Source organism: Arthrobacter cavernae (assembly GCF_017368795.1).
In the GTDB taxonomy this organism is placed as follows: domain Bacteria; phylum Actinomycetota; class Actinomycetes; order Actinomycetales; family Micrococcaceae; genus Arthrobacter; species Arthrobacter cavernae.
This window is the reverse complement of the sequence record NZ_JAFNLL010000045.1, coordinates 1-16,683: the sequence shown is the minus strand read 5'-3', so window position 1 is coordinate 16,683 and position 16,683 is coordinate 1. Positions and strand designations below refer to the sequence as shown.

Here is a 16,683-nt window from a genome sequence, read left to right as displayed (position 1 = left end):
GCTTAGTGCCCGGCCTCTTCGCTAGGCTCGCCCCAGGAAGAGACGCCAAGCATAGGAGACTCCGTGAAGTGGGACCCTGCCAAGTACATTGAATTCGGCAACCACCGGGACCGGCCGTTCCACGACCTCGTCGCGAGGGTGCTCGCGGACGAACCCCGGCACGTGGTGGACCTCGGCTGCGGGCCGGGCAAGCTGACGGCCACCCTCGCAGCCCGCTGGCCCGAGGCAAAGGTTGTCGGCCTGGATTCGTCCGCCGAGATGCTGGCCCAGGCGGCGGCCCACTCGGCCGCCGTCGCGAATCTGGAGTTCGCGCAGGCGGACATTGCGGAGTGGACGCCGGATCCGGACACCGATGTCGTGGTGACGAATGCCGCACTGCAATGGGTTCCCGGCCACCGGGAGCTACTCGGAACCTGGCTCGGGGCCCTCCAGCCGGGGGCCTGGTTCGCCCTGCAGGTCCCGGGGAACTTCACCTCGCCATCACACGTGCTCATGAAGGAGCTGGCGGAATCGCCCGAATGGTCCGGCAGGCTCGCCGGGGTGCTCCGCCACGACGACGCGGTAGGCAGCCCTGCCGAGTATCTGGAGATCATGCTCGACGCCGGGTGTGCGGCAGACGCCTGGGAAACCACCTACCAGCAGCTCCTGCCGGGCGCGGACCCGGTCCTGGACTGGGTCCGCGGAACAGGCCTGCGGCCCGTCCTCGCTGCCCTGTCCGCCGACGACGCCGCCAGCTTTGAAATGCAGTACTCCGCCCTGCTCGGGGAGGCCTACCCTCGCACCGGCCACGGCACCGTCTTCCCGTTCCGGCGCATCTTCGCCGTGGCCCGCAAAGGTGGTGCCTTGTGAGCGGGGCGGCGGAATTCCCCGGTTCGTGGCGGCCCAGCCAGTCGAGCACGGTGGCCTTGTTCGACCAGCTGCGCCTGCACATCATCGAGCTCGTGGACAGAGGTACCCTCGCCGTCGGGGCCAAACTCCCGCCCGTGCGGAACCTGGCCGGGCTCCTTGACGTGGCCCCGCATACTGTGGCCCGTGCCTACAAGGAACTCGAGGCGGCCGGCGTGGTCGCCACCCGGGGACGGAACGGCACCGTGGTGTGCGCAAGGGACGACCGCTGGGGCGCGCTCGCAGCCGTGGCGGCCCAGTACTCGGCCGCCGCCAAGGCCCAGGGCGCGTCATTTGCAGAGGCCGTGCAGCTGCTGGCAGCGGCCTACGACGCCGACTGATACCCGCCAGTAGGTTCTGTCCGCAGCGTGTCCGCGCCTCGTGGAAATTCGAAGAAGTTTTCGATTAGCATTAGTGGGTGCCCAAAGCCGTAGCTGACGATCCAGCCCTCGATGCCCTGAACAGTGTTGCCGTGCCGAAGCCAGCCACGCCCGCCAGACCTGATCTGTCGCGGCTCGTGGTCAAGGGGGCCCGGGAGCACAACCTGCGCAACGTCGATCTCGACCTGCCGCGGGACGCCATGATCGTTTTCACGGGACTTTCCGGCTCCGGGAAGTCCTCGCTTGCCTTCGACACCATCTTTGCCGAGGGCCAGCGCCGCTACGTGGAGTCTTTGTCCGCCTATGCGCGCCAATTCCTGGGCCAGGTGGACAAGCCGGATGTGGACTTCATCGAAGGCCTTTCCCCGGCGGTCTCCATCGACCAGAAGTCCACCAGCAAGAACCCGCGCTCCACTGTCGGCACCATCACCGAGATCTATGACTACATGCGCCTGCTGTGGGCCCGTGTGGGCCGGCCCCACTGCCCCGAGTGCGGGGAGCCCATCTCCAGGCAGACGCCCCAGCAGATCGTGGACCAGCTCCTTGAGCTCGAAGCCGGAACGCGTTTCCAGGTGCTCGCGCCGGTGGTGCGGGGCCGCAAGGGCGAATTCGTGGAGCTCTTCAAGGAACTCACGGCCAAGGGCTACTCCCGCGCCCGGGTGGACGGCGAGCTCGTCCAGCTCAGCGACCCGCCCAAGCTCGGCAAGCAGTTCAAGCACTCCATCGAAGTGGTGGTGGACCGGCTGGTGGTCAAGGAAGGCATCAGCCAGCGCCTCACTGATTCCGTGGAGACGGCGCTCGGCCTGGCCGAGGGCCGGGTCCTGATCGAGTTCGTGGACGTCGACGCCGAGGATCCTGCCCGGATCCGGGCCTTCTCCGAACACCTGGCCTGCCCGAACGAGCACCCCCTCGCGATCGATGAAATCGAACCCCGCACGTTCTCGTTCAACAACCCCTTCGGGGCCTGCTCGGCCTGCAGTGGCATCGGGACCAAGCTGGAGGTGGACGAGGAACTTGTCGTCCCTAACCCGGAGTTGTCGCTCGCGCAGGGCGCGATCGCACCCTGGTCGCTGGGCACGGCCACCACGGAGTACTGGAACCGGCTGCTGGAGGGCCTGGCCCTCGAGCTCGAGTTCTCCATGGACACCGTCTGGGAGAAACTCTCCAAGGAAGTCCGGCAGACCGTGCTGCACGGCAAGGACCACAAGGTGGTGGTGCAGTACCGCAACCGCTTCGGCCGTGAGCGCAAGTACAGCACCGGCTTTGAAGGCGCCATCCAGTACGTGCACCGCAAGCACGGCGAAACGGATTCCGACTGGGCCCGGGACCGCTACGAAGAGTACATGCGGCAGATCCCCTGCCCTGAGTGCAACGGCGCCCGCCTCAATCCGGCGTCGCTCTCCGTTCTGATCAACGGCAAGTCCATTGCCGCCGTCGCCGCCATGCCTATGCGCGAGTGCGCCGAGTTCTTGGGCAGCCTCACGCTCACCGGCCGCGAGGCCCAGATCGCCCACCAGGTCCTGAAGGAAATCCAGGCCCGCCTGACCTTCCTCCTGGACGTCGGCCTGGAATACCTGAACCTGGAACGGCCCTCCGGCACCCTGTCCGGCGGCGAAGCCCAGCGCATCCGCCTGGCTACGCAGATCGGATCGGGCCTGGTCGGTGTGCTGTACGTCCTGGATGAACCCTCCATCGGCCTGCACCAGCGGGACAACCGCCGGCTCATTGAAACCCTGACCCGGCTCCGGGACCTCGGCAACACCCTCATCGTGGTGGAACATGACGAGGACACCATCCACGAGGCCGACTGGGTGGTGGACATCGGACCCGGCGCCGGCGAGCACGGCGGCCAGGTGGTCCACTCGGGTTCGTACAAGGAGCTCCTCGAGAACACTAGTTCCCTGACGGGCGACTACCTGTCCGGCCGGCGCAGGATCGAGATCCCGGCCAAGCGCCGCAAGTACGACAAAAAGCGTGAGCTCAAGGTCATCGGGGCGCGCGAGAACAACCTCAACAACGTGGACGCCAGCTTCCCCCTGGGCCTGTTCACGGCGGTCACCGGCGTCAGCGGCTCCGGCAAGTCCACCCTGGTCAACGAGATCCTGTACAAGGTCCTCGCCAACAAGCTCAACGGCGCCAAGCAGGTGGCCGGCCGCCACCGCTCCGTGGAAGGCCTGGAACACCTGGACAAGGTAGTGCACGTGGACCAGAGCCCCATCGGCCGCACGCCGCGCTCCAACCCGGCCACGTACACGGGCGTCTTCGACAACATCCGCAAGCTCTTCGCCGAGACCACCGAGGCCAAGGTCCGCGGCTACCAGCCCGGCCGGTTCTCCTTCAACGTCAAGGGAGGCCGCTGCGAAGCGTGCTCGGGCGACGGCACGCTGAAGATCGAAATGAACTTCCTGCCGGACGTCTACGTGCCGTGCGAGGTGTGCCACGGGGCGCGGTACAACCGAGAGACCCTAGAAGTCCACTACAAGGGCAAGACCATCGCGGATGTCCTGAACATGCCGATCGAGGAGGGTGCGGAGTTCTTCGCCGCGTTCACCCCGATCGCCAGGCACCTTAATACCCTGGTCGACGTCGGCCTCGGCTACGTGCGCCTGGGGCAGCCCGCCACCACGCTCTCCGGAGGCGAGGCCCAGCGCGTCAAGCTCGCGGCGGAGCTGCAGAAACGCTCCAACGGCCGCAGCGTGTACGTCCTCGACGAGCCCACCACGGGCTTGCACTTCGAGGACATCAGGAAGCTGCTCCTGGTGCTCCAGGGCCTGGTGGACAAGGGCAATACGGTCATCACCATCGAGCACAACCTGGACGTCATCAAGTCGGCGGACTGGATTGTGGACCTGGGCCCTAACGGCGGTTCCGGCGGCGGCATGGTCGTGGCCACCGGTACCCCGGAACAGGTGGCCACATCCACGGAAAGCCACACGGCAGCGTTCCTGGCCGGTATCCTCGGCCAGTGACACTGCCCGGAGGCACCGCCCGGCCGGAGCGTTTGTTCACCGAGCATCTTGACAGGCCACGAAATATTCCGACGGCGGCATGTGAGTTTCAGGCATGCCGCCACTCGTGAGAAACTAACCCGGTGACTCAAACAACGGTGCCCGTAATCTTCGATCTGGACGGCACCCTTGTCGATCCGGCCGGCGGCATAACAGGCGGAATCTCGGCGGCCCTCGGCGAAATGGGGCTTCCGGTCCCGGAACAGTCTGTGCTGGACGCCATGGTGGGCCCCAAGCTCAGCGATTCCCTGCAGCACATGGCCATGGTTCCCGGAGATCTTGTGGACGAGACCATCGGGCGCTACCGGGCCCACTACCGGGCCACGGGCATCGCCCAAAGCAAGCTGTACCCGGGCATCCGTGCGCTGCTGGAATTCTTTGCCGAATCGCGCCGCCCCGTGGCCGTGGCGACGCAGAAGCCGCAGGGCATCGCCCGGCTGGTGCTCGAACACCATGGCATCGACACCTTCTTCGTCTCCATCCGCGGTGCCTCGGACGACGAATCCGTGGCGGCGAACTCCGCCCCCGGCAAAATCGAGATCGTGGGTGCAGCCCTCGCGGACCTGCGTTCCCAGCCCGCAGTCATGGTGGGGGACCGGCACCAGGACGTCGCGGGGGCCATGGCGAACGGACTGGATTGCATCGGCGTCAGCTGGGGGTTTGCTCCCGACGGCGAACTCGAGGAAGCCGGCGCTGTCGCCATTGTGAAGACCGCGGTGGAGCTGCGGAAGAAAATTGAAGAACTTGACGCTGTCCGTGCGGCAGCCCTGAGTGAGGTGCGCAACGATGGCGCTGTTTGATGCAGTCCGCTGGACAACACGTGGACTGATCGCCGGCACCTGCCGGCCCACCGTCGTCGGCCTTGAAAATGTCCCCACGGACGGCCCCTTCATCGTGGCTCCGAACCACCTCTCCTTCTTTGACAGTGTCATCGTCCAGGCGCTCATGCCGCGGCCAGTGGCCTTCTTCGCCAAAGCCGAGTACTTCACCACCGGCGGCGTCAAGGGCAAAATCATGAAGTCCTTTTTTGAGTCCGTAGGGTCCATCCCCGTGGAACGGGGCGAGCAGGCAGCCAGCGTCCAGGCGCTCAAGACACTCCTGGACATCCTCGAAGCCGGCAAAGGCATCGGTATCTACCCCGAGGGCACCCGCTCACGGGACGGCATCCTGTACCGTGGCCGCACGGGCGTGGGCTGGCTCGCCCTGACCACCGGAGCGCCGGTGGTTCCGGTCGGCATGATCGGTACCGAGAACCTGCAGCCGGCCGGCGAAAAGGGCTTCAAGCCGCATCACTTCACCATGAAGGTGGGGGAACCCCTCTACTTCGAGAAGACCGGCCCGGACCACTCCCTTCCAGCGCGCCGCGAGGTCACCGACAAGATCATGGACGCCATCGCAGCCCTCAGCGGCCAGGAACGCTCCACCAGCTACAACCAGAGCAAATCAATCGAGTAGATACTCATAGACTGGAACCGTGGCAGATCCAGCGAGTTACCGACCCCAGACGGGTGAAATCCCCACCACACCCGGCGTCTACCGTTTCCGTGACCCCCATGGGCGGGTCATCTACGTGGGAAAAGCCAAGAACCTGCGTTCGCGGCTGAACTCGTACTTCGCCAACCCTGCCGGGCTCCTGCCCAAGACGCACGCCATGGTCCATGCCGCCAGCAGCGTCGAATGGACCATGGTCGGCAGCGAGCTCGAATCACTCCAGCTCGAATACACCTGGATCAAGGAATTCAAGCCGCGTTTCAACGTGGTCTTCCGCGATGACAAGAGCTACCCGTACCTGGCCGTGACCATGGGCGAGAAATTCCCGCGGGTCCAGGTCATGCGAGGGGAACGCCGCAAGGGCACCCGGTACTTCGGCCCTTACACCGCCGGCGCCATTCGCGAAACCATGGACACGCTGCTGCGCGTCTTCCCCGTGCGCAGCTGCAGCGCCGGCGTGCTGAAGCGGGCCCAGGACAGCGGCCGGCCCTGCCTCCTGGGCTACATCGACAAATGCGCCGCCCCCTGCGTCAACCGCGTGAGCCCGGAAGAACACCGCGCCCTGGCCGAGGACTTCTGCTCATTCATGGGCGGCGAGGCCAAGCGGTTTATCACCCGGCTCGAAAAGGACATGGCGGCGGCCGTGGCCGAACTGGACTATGAGAAGGCCGCCCGGCTCCGCGACGACATCATCGCCCTGCGCAAAGTGTTCGAGCGCAATGCCGTGGTGCTCGCCGAGGACACCGACGCCGACGTCTTCGCCCTGCACGACGACGAACTTGAGGCCTCCGTGCAGGTGTTCCATGTGCGCGGCGGACGTGTCCGCGGCCAGCGCGGCTGGGTGGTGGAAAAGGTCGAGGACGCCACGACGCCGGAACTCATCGAGCATCTGCTGCAGCAGGTCTACGGTGAGGACAGCGGGAGCCAGGGCCGCATTCCGCGCGAAGTCCTGGTGCCGGAGAACCCCAGCAACCATGAGGAACTCAGCGAATGGCTGGGCGGGCTCCGCGGCGCCAAGGTGGACATCCGGGTGCCGCAGCGGGGCGACAAGGCAGCCCTCATGTCCACCGTCCGCGACAACGCCGAACAGGCCCTCAAGCTTCACAAGACCCGCCGCGCCGGCGACATCACGGTCCGTTCCCAGGCCCTCCAGGAGCTGCAGGAAGCCCTGGAGCTCCCCGTACCGCTCCTGCGGATCGAGTGCTTCGACATCTCGCATGTTCAGGGCACCAATGTGGTGGCCTCCATGGTGGTGGTTGAGGACGGGCTGCCCAAGAAGGCCGACTATCGGAAGTTCTCCATCACCGGTGCGGCGGCCGCGGACGACACCGCGGCCATGCACGACGTCCTCACCAGGCGCTTCCGCCACTATCTCCAGGACAAGGCCGCCCAGCTGCCCAGGACCGGCAGCATCCCGGCGCCGGACCCTGCCGTTCCCGAACCCAAGGCCAGGTTCGCCTATCCGCCCAACCTCGTGGTGGTGGACGGCGGGCAGCCTCAGGTCAACGCCGCGGCGCGCGCCTTGGCGGAGCTGGGCATTGACGACGTCTTCGTGGTCGGACTGGCCAAACGGCTCGAGGAGGTCTGGCTCCCGGATAGCGACTTCCCTGTCATCCTGCCCCGCACCTCCCAGGGCCTGTACTTGCTCCAGCGCATCCGCGATGAAGCCCACCGCTTCGCCATCACCTTCCACCGGCAGAAGCGCGGCAAGGCGATGACAGCGTCCGTACTGGATGGCGTCCCGGGACTTGGCGAAGCCAAGCGCAAGGCGCTCGTGGCGCACTTCGGCTCGCTCAAGAACATCAAGGCTGCCACCGCTGAAGAGCTGACCGCAGCCAAGGGCATCGGCCCCGCGCTGGCCCAGGCAGTGGTGCTCCACCTGGGTGCACAGGCGGATGCCGGGGAGGACCGGCCGGCCATCAACATGACCACCGGCGAAATCCTCGAAGATTAGCTAGGGTAGGACATTGACCGGTGCCCGCAGCGGGAACGCCCAGCAGGGCGTCCTGCCTGCGGCACCGCTGCGGGCCGTGGCACGCTCCGCACGAACGCAACCAAGGAACGGGGACATTGATGGACGAGGCAACGGCAGGATCCGGCGCGGAGCAGGACGGGCTCACCCCCGTCAAGCCCGTCGAGGCGGAGCTGCTTGTGGTGACGGGCATGTCCGGTGCAGGCCGCAGCACGGCCTCGGATGCACTCGAGGACCACGGCTGGTACGTCGTCGAAAACCTCCCGCCGCAGATGCTCGGTACCCTCGCCGAGATTGTTTCGCACGCCCCGCAGTCCATCCCCAAGCTCGCCGTCGTGGTCGACGTCCGCAGCAAGGGCCTGTTCACGGACATCCGGACCGCGCTGGGCGCCCTGAGCGCCACGGGCATCACCTTCCGTGTCCTGTTCCTGGACGCAAGCGACGACGTCCTGGTCCGCCGCTTCGAACAGGGCCGGCGCCCGCATCCCCTGCAGGGCGGTGGCCGCATCCTGGACGGCATTGCCGCCGAACGCGACGTCCTCAAGGAACTGCGCGAGCATTCCGACGTCGTCCTGGACACCTCCACCTTCAACGTCCACGGGCTCGCCACCGCCATCACCGAGCTCTTCAGCGACACCGGCCCCGTCACCCTCCGCCTGAACGTCATGAGTTTCGGCTTCAAGTACGGGCTGCCGGTGGACGCGAATTTCGTGGCCGACGCCCGCTTCATCCCCAACCCGCACTGGGTGCCCCTCCTGCGGCCGCACACCGGCCTGGACGCCGACGTCAGCGACTATGTCCTCGAGGCCGAAGGGGTCAAGGAATTCGTGGACCGCTACGTGCGCGCCCTCGAACCCGTCCTGGACGGCTACCGCCGGGAAAACAAGCACTATGCCACCCTCGCCGTCGGCTGCACCGGCGGCAAGCACCGTTCGGTGGCAGTCGCCGTCGAGCTGTCCAAGCGGCTCGCGCAGTACCCCCGCGTCACCGTCACCACAGCCCACCGCGATCTGGGCCGGGAATAGTGGGGGTACTGACAGGGCCGCTGCCGCTGATCCCGCCCAAGGGAACGCCCGGAAGCCAGCGGGACAAAAGCCCTTCCGTCGTGGCGCTCGGCGGAGGCCACGGCCTGTCCGCTTCGTTGTCCGCCCTCCGGCTGCTGACCTCCGACCTGACGGCCGTGGTCACCGTGGCGGACGACGGCGGTTCCTCCGGCCGTCTGCGCGAAGAGTACGGTGTCCTGCCTCCCGGCGACCTCCGCATGGCGCTGAGCGCCCTGTGCGACGACACCGACTGGGGACGCACCTGGCGTGATGTCATGCAGCACCGCTTCAAGGCCGCCGAAGGCCGCAGCGGTTCGCTGGATGACCACGCCATGGGGAACCTCCTCATCGTCACCCTGTGGGAGCTGTTGGGGGACACTGTGGCCGGACTCAAGTGGGCGGGGGCGCTGCTGGGTGCCCGCGGCCAGGTCCTGCCCATGTCCAGTGTGCCGCTGACGATCGAGGGCAAGGCCCGCGTGGCGCTGCCCGCGGGAGGCTTTGAGCTCCGGCCCATCCGCGGCCAGGCGAAATGTGCAGTGGCCGGCTCCCTCGACGACGTCCGGCTCCTGCCGGAAGGTGCCCCGGCCTGCACCGAGGCGCTCACGGCCATCGAGCTGGCCGACTGGGTGGTCTTGGGGCCGGGCTCCTGGTACACCTCCGTGCTGCCGCACCTGCTGCTCCCGGAACTGCGCCAGGCACTGGGCAACACGGCGGCGAAACGCTGCCTCACCATGAACCTGGACGTGGACACCAAGGAAACGTCCGGCATGTCCGCGGCGGACCACCTGGACGTGCTCCGCAAGTACGCCCCCGAATTCAGCGTCGACGTCGTCCTGGCTGATCCGGCAGCCGTGCAGGATGTCAAGGCCTTCGAGAAGGCTGCCGGGATGATCGGCGCAGAGGTTGTGTTGGGTAGAGTGGGGGCGTCGAGACGCCGCCCCGTCCACGATCCCCTGCTTCTGGCGGCGGCGTATCACGATATTTTCGGGAACAGTTAGGAACACGCCATGGCACTGACCGCATCGGTCAAGGACGAACTGTCCCGCTTGGACATCAAGAAATCGTCTGTCCGCAAGGCTGAAGTCTCGGCCATGCTCCGCTTCGCCGGGGGCCTGCACATCATCTCCGGGCGCATCGTGATCGAGGCCGAAGTCGACCTCGCCTCCACGGCCCGGCGGCTGCGGGCGGCCATCGCGGAAGTCTACGGCCACCAGAGCGAGATCATCGTCGTCTCCGGCGGCGGGCTGCGCCGCGGCAGCCGTTACGTGGTTCGGGTGGTGCGCGACGGCGAGGCCCTCGCCCGCCAGACCGGGCTGCTGGACGGCCGCGGCCGCCCGGTGCGCGGCCTGCCGTCCGCCGTCGTCAACGGATCGGCCGCCGACGCCGAGGCGGTCTGGCGCGGTGCCTTCCTCGCCCACGGCTCGCTCACGGAACCCGGCCGTTCCTCCTCCCTGGAAGTGACGTGCCCCGGCCCCGAGTCGGCACTGGCCCTGGTGGGCGCCGCACGCCGGATCGGCATCCAGGCCAAGGCCCGCGAAGTGCGCGGCGTCGACCGCGTGGTGATCCGCGACGGCGACACCATCGCCGCACTGCTGACCCGCATGGGAGCACACGACGCCCTCATGGTGTGGGAAGAGCGGCGCATGCGCAAGGAAGTCAGGGCCACCGCCAACCGGCTCGCGAACTTCGACGACGCGAACCTCCGCCGCTCGGCCCAGGCCGCCGTTGCTGCCGGCGCCCGCGTGGACCGTGCGCTGGAGATCCTGGGCGACGACGTCCCGGACCACCTCAAGTACGCCGGGGAGCTTCGCGTGGCCCACAAGCAGGCCAGCCTTGACGAACTGGGACGCCTCGCCGAGCCGCCCATGACCAAGGACGCCATCGCCGGACGCATCCGTCGCCTCCTCGCGATGGCCGACAAACGCGCCATCGATCTGGGCATCCCCGGAACCGAGGCAAATGTGACTCCCGAAATGATGGACGAATAGCACCCGCGCTTAGAATCAACTCGGGATGGAGGAAATACTGCGGCGGCGCAGCGGGTTGTTCCCGGTGGCGGCCCCCGCAAGGATTCTCCCCACGGATTTCCGGCCGGTCCGCCAGCCGGATGAACACAACGAGAGTTACCGACCGGACTTAGGTCCACGACATTGGAGGATTTCGTGACAGAGTACGTTCTGCCCGAGCTTGGCTACGACTACGCAGCACTCGAGCCGCACATTTCGGCAAAGATCATGGAGCTGCACCACAGCAAGCACCACGCTGCCTACGTGGCAGGCGCCAACAACGCCCTGGCGCAGGTGGCCGAGGCCCGCGAAAAGGGCGACTTCGCCAACATCAACCGCCTCTCCAAGGACCTGGCGTTCCACACCGGCGGCCACGTCAACCACTCCGTTTTCTGGAACAACATCTCCCCGGACGGCGGCGACAAGCCCGAGGGCGAGCTCGCTGCTGCGATCGACGACGCTTTTGGCTCGTTCGACGCGTTCCGTGCACACTTCACCGCTGCGGCGATGGGCCTGCAGGGCTCCGGCTGGGCCTTCCTGGCCTACGAGCCCATCGGCGGCAACCTGGTCATCGAACAGCTCTACGACCAGCAGGGTAACGTCGCTGTCGGCACCACCCCGCTGCTGATGCTGGACATGTGGGAGCACGCCTTCTACCTGGACTACGTCAACGTCAAGGCCGACTACGTCAAGGCTTTCTGGAACATCGCCAACTGGGCTGATGTCGCCAAGCGCTTCGAAGCTGCCCGCGCGAACGCCACGGGTCTCATCGTCCTGTAGTGGGATCGTCCTGTAGTGAGCCGGAATTCATGTTGATGTAACAAAAGTCACATTGTGCATGTATTTCTGCCCAAATGATGGAAAGCCTGCCCCCGCAGTTGCGGGGGCAGGCTTAGTTAAACGTAAGATGGATCACGGAAGGCGGTTAGCCTTCAGCAACGTGGCTGGTCGCCCTCCGATCTGATAATCATCTCTGCCCAATGACGTGCGGGATCTGTCGGTTGGACTTTAAATAGATCCGACTCACTAGGCGTGCTTGAAAGAGCACCAAGGAGATTACATAGTGACCACCCGTATTGGTATCAACGGCTTTGGCCGCATCGGCCGTAACTACTTCCGCGCAGCACTGGCCCAGGGCGCAGACCTCGAGATCGTTGCAGTCAACGACCTCACCAGCCCCGAGGCGCTGGCGCACCTCCTGAAGTACGACTCCGTCGGCGGCCGCCTGACCCAGTCCGTGGAGGTCTCCGAAGGCAACCTGGTGGTTGACGGCAAGGTCATCACCGTTCTGGCCGAGCGCGACCCCTCAAACCTGCCCTGGGGTGAGCTGGGAGTGGACATCGTCATCGAGTCCACCGGATTCTTCACCAAGGCTGCTGCTGCGCAGAAGCACATCGTCGCCGGCGCCAAGAAGGTGCTCATCTCGGCTCCTGCCAGCGATGAAGACATCACCATCGTCATGGGTGTGAACCACGAGCTCTACGACCCCGCAGCACACAACATCATCTCCAACGCTTCCTGCACCACCAACTGCCTCGGCCCGCTGGCCAAGGTCATCAACGATTCCTTCGGTATCGAGCGCGGCCTGATGACCACGGTCCACGCCTACACGGCCGACCAGAACCTGCAGGACGGCCCCCACGGCGACCTCCGCCGCGCCCGCGCCGCAGCCGTCAACATGGTCCCCACCTCCACCGGTGCAGCCAAGGCCATCGGCCTGGTCCTCCCGGAGCTCAAGGGCAAGCTGGACGGCTACGCCATCCGCGTTCCCGTCCCCACCGGCTCCGCCACGGACCTGACCGTCACGGTTTCCCGCGAAGTCACCGTCGAGGAAGTCAACGCAGCCCTCAAGGCAGCCTCCGAGACCGAGCAGTTCAAGGGCATCCTCAGCTACACGGATGCACCGATCGTCTCCTCCGACATCGTCGGCGACCCCGCCTCCTCGATCTTCGACTCCGGCCTGACCAAGGTCATCGGCAACCAGGTCAAGGTTGTTTCCTGGTATGACAACGAATGGGGCTACTCCAACCGCCTCGTCGACCTCACGGAGCTCGTCGCATCCAAGCTGGGCTAGGGTAGACACATGACATCTCACACCCTCAACGAACTCATCGCTGAAGGTGTCCGCGGGCGGTACGTTCTCGTCAGAAGTGACCTGAATGTGCCGCTCGACGGCTCTACAGTGACCGACGACGGCCGCATCAAGGCCTCCCTTCCGGTCATCGAAAAGCTCTCGGACGCCGGTGCCCGCGTGCTCGTAACCGCCCACCTCGGCCGCCCCAAGGGCGCCCCCGAGGACAAGTACTCGCTCAAGCCTGCTGCAGCCCGCCTGGCGGAGCTTGCCCCGTTCAAGGTGGAGCTCGCCGGTGACACCGTCGGCGCTTCCGCCAAAGAGTTCGCCGCAGCGCTGCAGGACGGCGAAGTTCTCATCCTGGAGAACGTCCGCTTCGACGCCCGCGAGACCAGCAAGGATGACGCCGAGCGCGGCTCCTTCGCCGACGAGCTGGTGGCCCTGACCGGCGACAACGGCGCTTTCGTGGACGACGCCTTCGGCGCCGTGCACCGCAAGCACGCCAGCGTCTACGACGTCGCCACCCGCCTGCCTTCCTACCAGGGCGATCTGGTGCACACCGAGGTGGAGGTGCTGCAGAAGCTCACCACGGACACTCAGCGCCCCTACGTGGTGGTGCTCGGCGGCTCGAAGGTCTCCGACAAGCTCGCCGTGATCGACAACCTCATCGGCAAGGCAGACACCATCCTGGTCGGCGGCGGCATGCTGTTCACCTTCCTCGCCGCCGCAGGCCACAAGGTGGCAGGCAGCCTGCTTGAAGCGGACCAAATCCCGGTCGTCCAGGATTACCTCGAGCGCGCAGCAGCAGCCGGTACCTCGTTCGTCGTCCCCACCGATGTCGTGGTCGCCAGCCGTTTCGCGGCCGACGCCGACCACGAAGTGGTCAGTGCCGACGCCATCGAAGGCAGTGCCTTCGGAGCCTCGGGCATCGGCCTGGACATCGGGCCTGTCTCAGCGGCGGCGTTCGCCGCCCAGATCAAGGGCGCCAAGACGGTCTTCTGGAACGGTCCCATGGGCGTGTTCGAATTCGAGGCCTTCTCCGGCGGTACCCGCGCCATTGCGCAGGCCCTGACCGAGACAGCTGCCTTCACAGTGGTGGGTGGCGGCGACTCCGCTGCAGCCGTGCGGACCCTCGGCTTCGAGGATTCCCAGTTCGGCCACATCTCCACCGGCGGAGGCGCCAGCCTGGAATACCTTGAAGGCAAGGACCTTCCCGGCCTCAGCGTGCTGGACCGCTAAAGCCATACCGGCCGGCAGGGCGCCCGTCCTGCAAAAGGGCCCGCCCTGCCGGCCGTTCTCTCTTTCCACTCATTCTTTGGAGTTCACGTGACTACCTCTGCCAACGGCAACTTCGTCCGCAAGCCCTTCATCGCCGGCAACTGGAAGATGAACATGGACCATGTCCAGGGCATCACCCTCCTGCAGAAGCTGGCCTGGACCCTGTCCGACGCCACGCACGACTACAGCCGTGTCGAGGTAGCAGTCTTCCCGCCGTTCACGGACCTGCGCGGCGTGCAGACGCTCGTGCAGGGTGACGAACTGGGCGTCGCCTACGGCGGCCAGGACCTCTCCCAGCACGACTCCGGAGCCTACACCGGTGACGTCTCCGGCCAGTTCCTGAACAAGCTGGGCTGCGCCTACGTCCTGGTGGGCCACAGTGAACGCCGCACCATCCACAACGAATCCGACGAAGTCCTGAACGCCAAGGTCAAGGCCGCCTTCCGGCACGAGGTCACCCCCGTGCTGTGCGTCGGTGAGGGCCTGGAGATCCGCCAGGCGGGCACCCACGTGGAGCACACCCTGGCCCAGCTGCGCGCAGGCGTGGCCGGTCTGACCGCTGAGCAGGCCGCCGAACTCGTGGTCGCCTACGAGCCAGTCTGGGCCATTGGAACCGGCGAGGTCGCCGGCCCGGAGGATGCACAGGAAATGTGTGCGGCCATCCGCGCCGAGCTCGCCAGCCTCTTCGACGATGCAGTCGCCGCCAAGACCCGTCTGCTGTATGGCGGTTCGGTCAAAGCGAACAACGCTGCGGCCATCATGGCCGAAACGGACGTGGACGGATTGCTTGTGGGTGGCGCCAGCCTGGACGCGGCCGAGTTTGCTAACATTGTCAGGTTCGAGAGCCACCTCGTCACGGACTAGTCCGGCCCAAGGTTCCGCTCCCGTTATCCGATCTTTCGAAAGGCCGTCGTGGACGTTCTTCAAGTCATTCTGCAGATCCTGCTGGGCATCACCAGCTTTCTGCTGACGCTGCTCATTCTGTTGCACAAGGGACGTGGCGGCGGTTTGTCCGACATGTTCGGCGGCGGCATGAGCTCCGGATTGAGCTCCTCCGGCGTTGCGGAGCGGAACCTGAACCGCTTCACCATCATCCTCGGCATCACCTGGGGCGCCGTGATCATCGGCCTTGGCCTGATCATGCGCTTCGCCGCCGGGGGCGATTCCTAGCTTTTCCCGGCGGAAGCGGCAGTCCCGGCACGATCGGGACTGCCGCCGTCGGGATCCCCGCACTAGACTGGGCCTGTTGGCCTCACAGCCAGCCGGCCGAGTCTTGAGGGGATCGAAGATGGTTCATGGCACGTCAGGATTCCGGGGCACCCGTGTGGGTGTCACTGCCGGATCAGCCCCAAGGAACCAGTCCGACCATAGTGTCGGCGAAAGATTGCCGCGTATTCGGGTTTCCTATTGGTGCGCCAAGGGACACGAGACGCGGCTTGTTTTCGTTAAGCTGCCGGAGGAGCAGATCCCCAAGAGCTGGGACTGCCCCAAGTGCGGCTGCACCGCCGCCCGGCATCCCGGCGAAGCCGCGGAATCCAGGCCCGGGGAGGAGGGCTTCAAAAGCCACCTGGATTACGTTAAAGAAAGACGCTCCAGCCAGGACGCGGAAATCGTCCTGGCTGGAGCGCTGGAGCGGCTACGCGCCCGCGGGGTCCTTCCGGACCAACTGCTGCGGGACCCGTGAGGCCGCGTTCTCGTCGATAAGCCACAGAGTGCGTGAACGGCCCACCGGACCGGACGCCGGGACCTGGACCGGATTCGCGCCGGCAAGTGCCAGCCCCACCGCACCGGCCTTGTCCTCGCCTGCCACTACCATCCAGATCTCCTGGGCGGTGTTGATGGCCGGCAGCGTCAGGGAAACGCGCGACGGCGGCGGCTTGGGCGCGTTTTCCACGCCCACCACCGTGCGGTCCTTGACGCGGATGGCCGCCTGCTCCGGGAAGAGCGAGGCCACGTGGGCATCCGGTCCCACACCCAGCAGGAGGATGTCGAAGCGGGGCAGCTCTCCGGCCTCTTCCGGACGGTTGTCCGAGGTGTCCGCGGCGTGCTCCGCCTCGGCAGCGGCCTTGAGGCGTGCCGCGTAGTCGGCTGCGGCGTCGTCTGCCGAGCCAAATTCGTCCGAGGAACCCGGCACGTGGACCCTGGCCGGATCCACCGGAAGGTGGGCCAGGAGCGCCTTGTGGGCCTGGCGGGCGTTCCGGTCATCGCTGTCGGCGGCGACGAACCGTTCGTCCCCCCACCAGAAGTTGACCCGGGACCAGTCCACCGCGGCGGCCGCGGGGGAGTCCGCCACGGCCTTGAGCGTGCCAATTCCCACGGTACCGCCGGTCAGGACCACCGTGGCCTCGCCGTGCTTGTCCTGCACGTCCACGAGCTTGGTGATGAGCCGTGCAGCAATGGCCGCCATCAGGACGGCGGAATCTGGATGGATGCTTACTCTGGGGTCAGCGTGCACTTGTGTGGACTCTCCTCTGGCTGGTTAGGGGCAGTCCCATCGTAATCACTTCTCCGAAGACTTCGTCGGGGTCGAGGCGGCGGAGTTCTTCGGC

Annotated in this window: 16 protein-coding genes and 1 pseudogene; 15 read left to right on the top strand and 2 right to left on the bottom strand. The window is 66.3% G+C overall.

The annotated features are described in order from the left end of the window. Window positions 1-63 precede the first annotated feature (63 nt). From J1902_RS15795 to J1902_RS15725, 15 genes are all read left to right on the top strand, one after another. Window positions 64-849: a trans-aconitate 2-methyltransferase gene (locus tag J1902_RS15795; protein ID WP_207617270.1), complete on the top strand. Its 786-nt coding sequence runs from the start codon at window positions 64-66 to the stop codon at window positions 847-849. Further along, window positions 846-1,226 (top strand): GntR family transcriptional regulator, encoded by a 381-nt coding sequence (locus J1902_RS15790; protein ID WP_207617269.1) that lies wholly within the window; start codon window positions 846-848, stop codon window positions 1,224-1,226. Before J1902_RS15795 ends, J1902_RS15790 begins: the two co-directional genes overlap by 4 nt. Before the next feature lie 77 nt (window positions 1,227-1,303). After that, complete coding sequence (uvrA, locus tag J1902_RS15785; RefSeq protein WP_207617268.1) at window positions 1,304-4,234, top strand: excinuclease ABC subunit UvrA; 2,931 nt, start codon at window positions 1,304-1,306, stop codon at window positions 4,232-4,234. A 122-nt stretch (window positions 4,235-4,356) separates the two neighbouring features. Next, window positions 4,357-5,073, top strand: coding sequence for an HAD hydrolase-like protein (locus J1902_RS15780; RefSeq protein WP_207617267.1), 717 nt, complete (start codon window positions 4,357-4,359; stop codon window positions 5,071-5,073). Then, window positions 5,060-5,728 (top strand): lysophospholipid acyltransferase family protein, encoded by a 669-nt coding sequence (locus J1902_RS15775; protein WP_207617266.1) that lies wholly within the window; start codon window positions 5,060-5,062, stop codon window positions 5,726-5,728. Before J1902_RS15780 ends, J1902_RS15775 begins: the two co-directional genes overlap by 14 nt. Before the next feature lie 19 nt (window positions 5,729-5,747). Further along, on the top strand, window positions 5,748-7,718 hold the full coding sequence (uvrC, locus tag J1902_RS15770; protein ID WP_207617265.1) for an excinuclease ABC subunit UvrC: 1,971 nt from the start codon (window positions 5,748-5,750) through the stop codon (window positions 7,716-7,718). Window positions 7,719-7,837: 119 nt separating this feature from the next. Continuing rightward, window positions 7,838-8,761, top strand: a complete 924-nt coding sequence (rapZ, locus tag J1902_RS15765; RefSeq protein ID WP_207617264.1) for an RNase adapter RapZ — start codon at window positions 7,838-7,840, stop codon at window positions 8,759-8,761. Further along, the gene (locus J1902_RS15760; protein ID WP_207617263.1) at window positions 8,761-9,777 is read left to right on the top strand and encodes a gluconeogenesis factor YvcK family protein; all 1,017 of its coding nucleotides are present in this window, start codon (window positions 8,761-8,763) and stop codon (window positions 9,775-9,777) included. Before rapZ ends, J1902_RS15760 begins: the two co-directional genes overlap by 1 nt. A 9-nt stretch (window positions 9,778-9,786) precedes the next feature. Then, window positions 9,787-10,767: a DNA-binding protein WhiA gene (gene whiA, locus J1902_RS15755; protein ID WP_207617262.1), complete on the top strand. Its 981-nt coding sequence runs from the start codon at window positions 9,787-9,789 to the stop codon at window positions 10,765-10,767. A gap of 174 nt (window positions 10,768-10,941) precedes the next feature. Further along, complete coding sequence (locus tag J1902_RS15750) at window positions 10,942-11,565, top strand: superoxide dismutase (RefSeq protein ID WP_207617261.1); 624 nt, start codon at window positions 10,942-10,944, stop codon at window positions 11,563-11,565. A 283-nt stretch (window positions 11,566-11,848) separates the two neighbouring features. After that, a complete protein-coding gene (gap, locus tag J1902_RS15745; protein WP_207617260.1) occupies window positions 11,849-12,859 on the top strand; it encodes a type I glyceraldehyde-3-phosphate dehydrogenase in 1,011 nt (336 codons plus the stop codon). A 9-nt stretch (window positions 12,860-12,868) separates the two neighbouring features. Further along, window positions 12,869-14,095, top strand: a complete 1,227-nt coding sequence (locus J1902_RS15740; RefSeq protein WP_207617259.1) for a phosphoglycerate kinase — start codon at window positions 12,869-12,871, stop codon at window positions 14,093-14,095. Between the two features lie 87 nt (window positions 14,096-14,182). Further along, the gene (tpiA, locus tag J1902_RS15735; RefSeq protein WP_207617258.1) at window positions 14,183-14,998 is read left to right on the top strand and encodes a triose-phosphate isomerase; all 816 of its coding nucleotides are present in this window, start codon (window positions 14,183-14,185) and stop codon (window positions 14,996-14,998) included. 48 nt (window positions 14,999-15,046) lie between these two features. Next, window positions 15,047-15,304, top strand: coding sequence for a preprotein translocase subunit SecG (gene secG / locus J1902_RS15730; protein WP_207617257.1), 258 nt, complete (start codon window positions 15,047-15,049; stop codon window positions 15,302-15,304). Window positions 15,305-15,422: 118 nt separating this feature from the next. Next, window positions 15,423-15,818 (top strand): RNA polymerase-binding protein RbpA, encoded by a 396-nt coding sequence (locus tag J1902_RS15725; RefSeq protein ID WP_207617256.1) that lies wholly within the window; start codon window positions 15,423-15,425, stop codon window positions 15,816-15,818. On the opposite strand, the gene pgl is transcribed toward J1902_RS15725, so the two are convergent. After that, a complete protein-coding gene (gene pgl, locus J1902_RS15720; protein WP_207617255.1) occupies window positions 15,771-16,589 on the bottom strand; it encodes a 6-phosphogluconolactonase in 819 nt (272 codons plus the stop codon). The two genes, J1902_RS15725 and pgl, sit on opposite strands and share 48 nt — an antisense overlap. Continuing rightward, window positions 16,579-16,683: pseudogene (locus J1902_RS19435) on the bottom strand (glucose-6-phosphate dehydrogenase assembly protein OpcA); the annotation flags it as partial. The gene pgl and the pseudogene J1902_RS19435, both read right to left, overlap by 11 nt.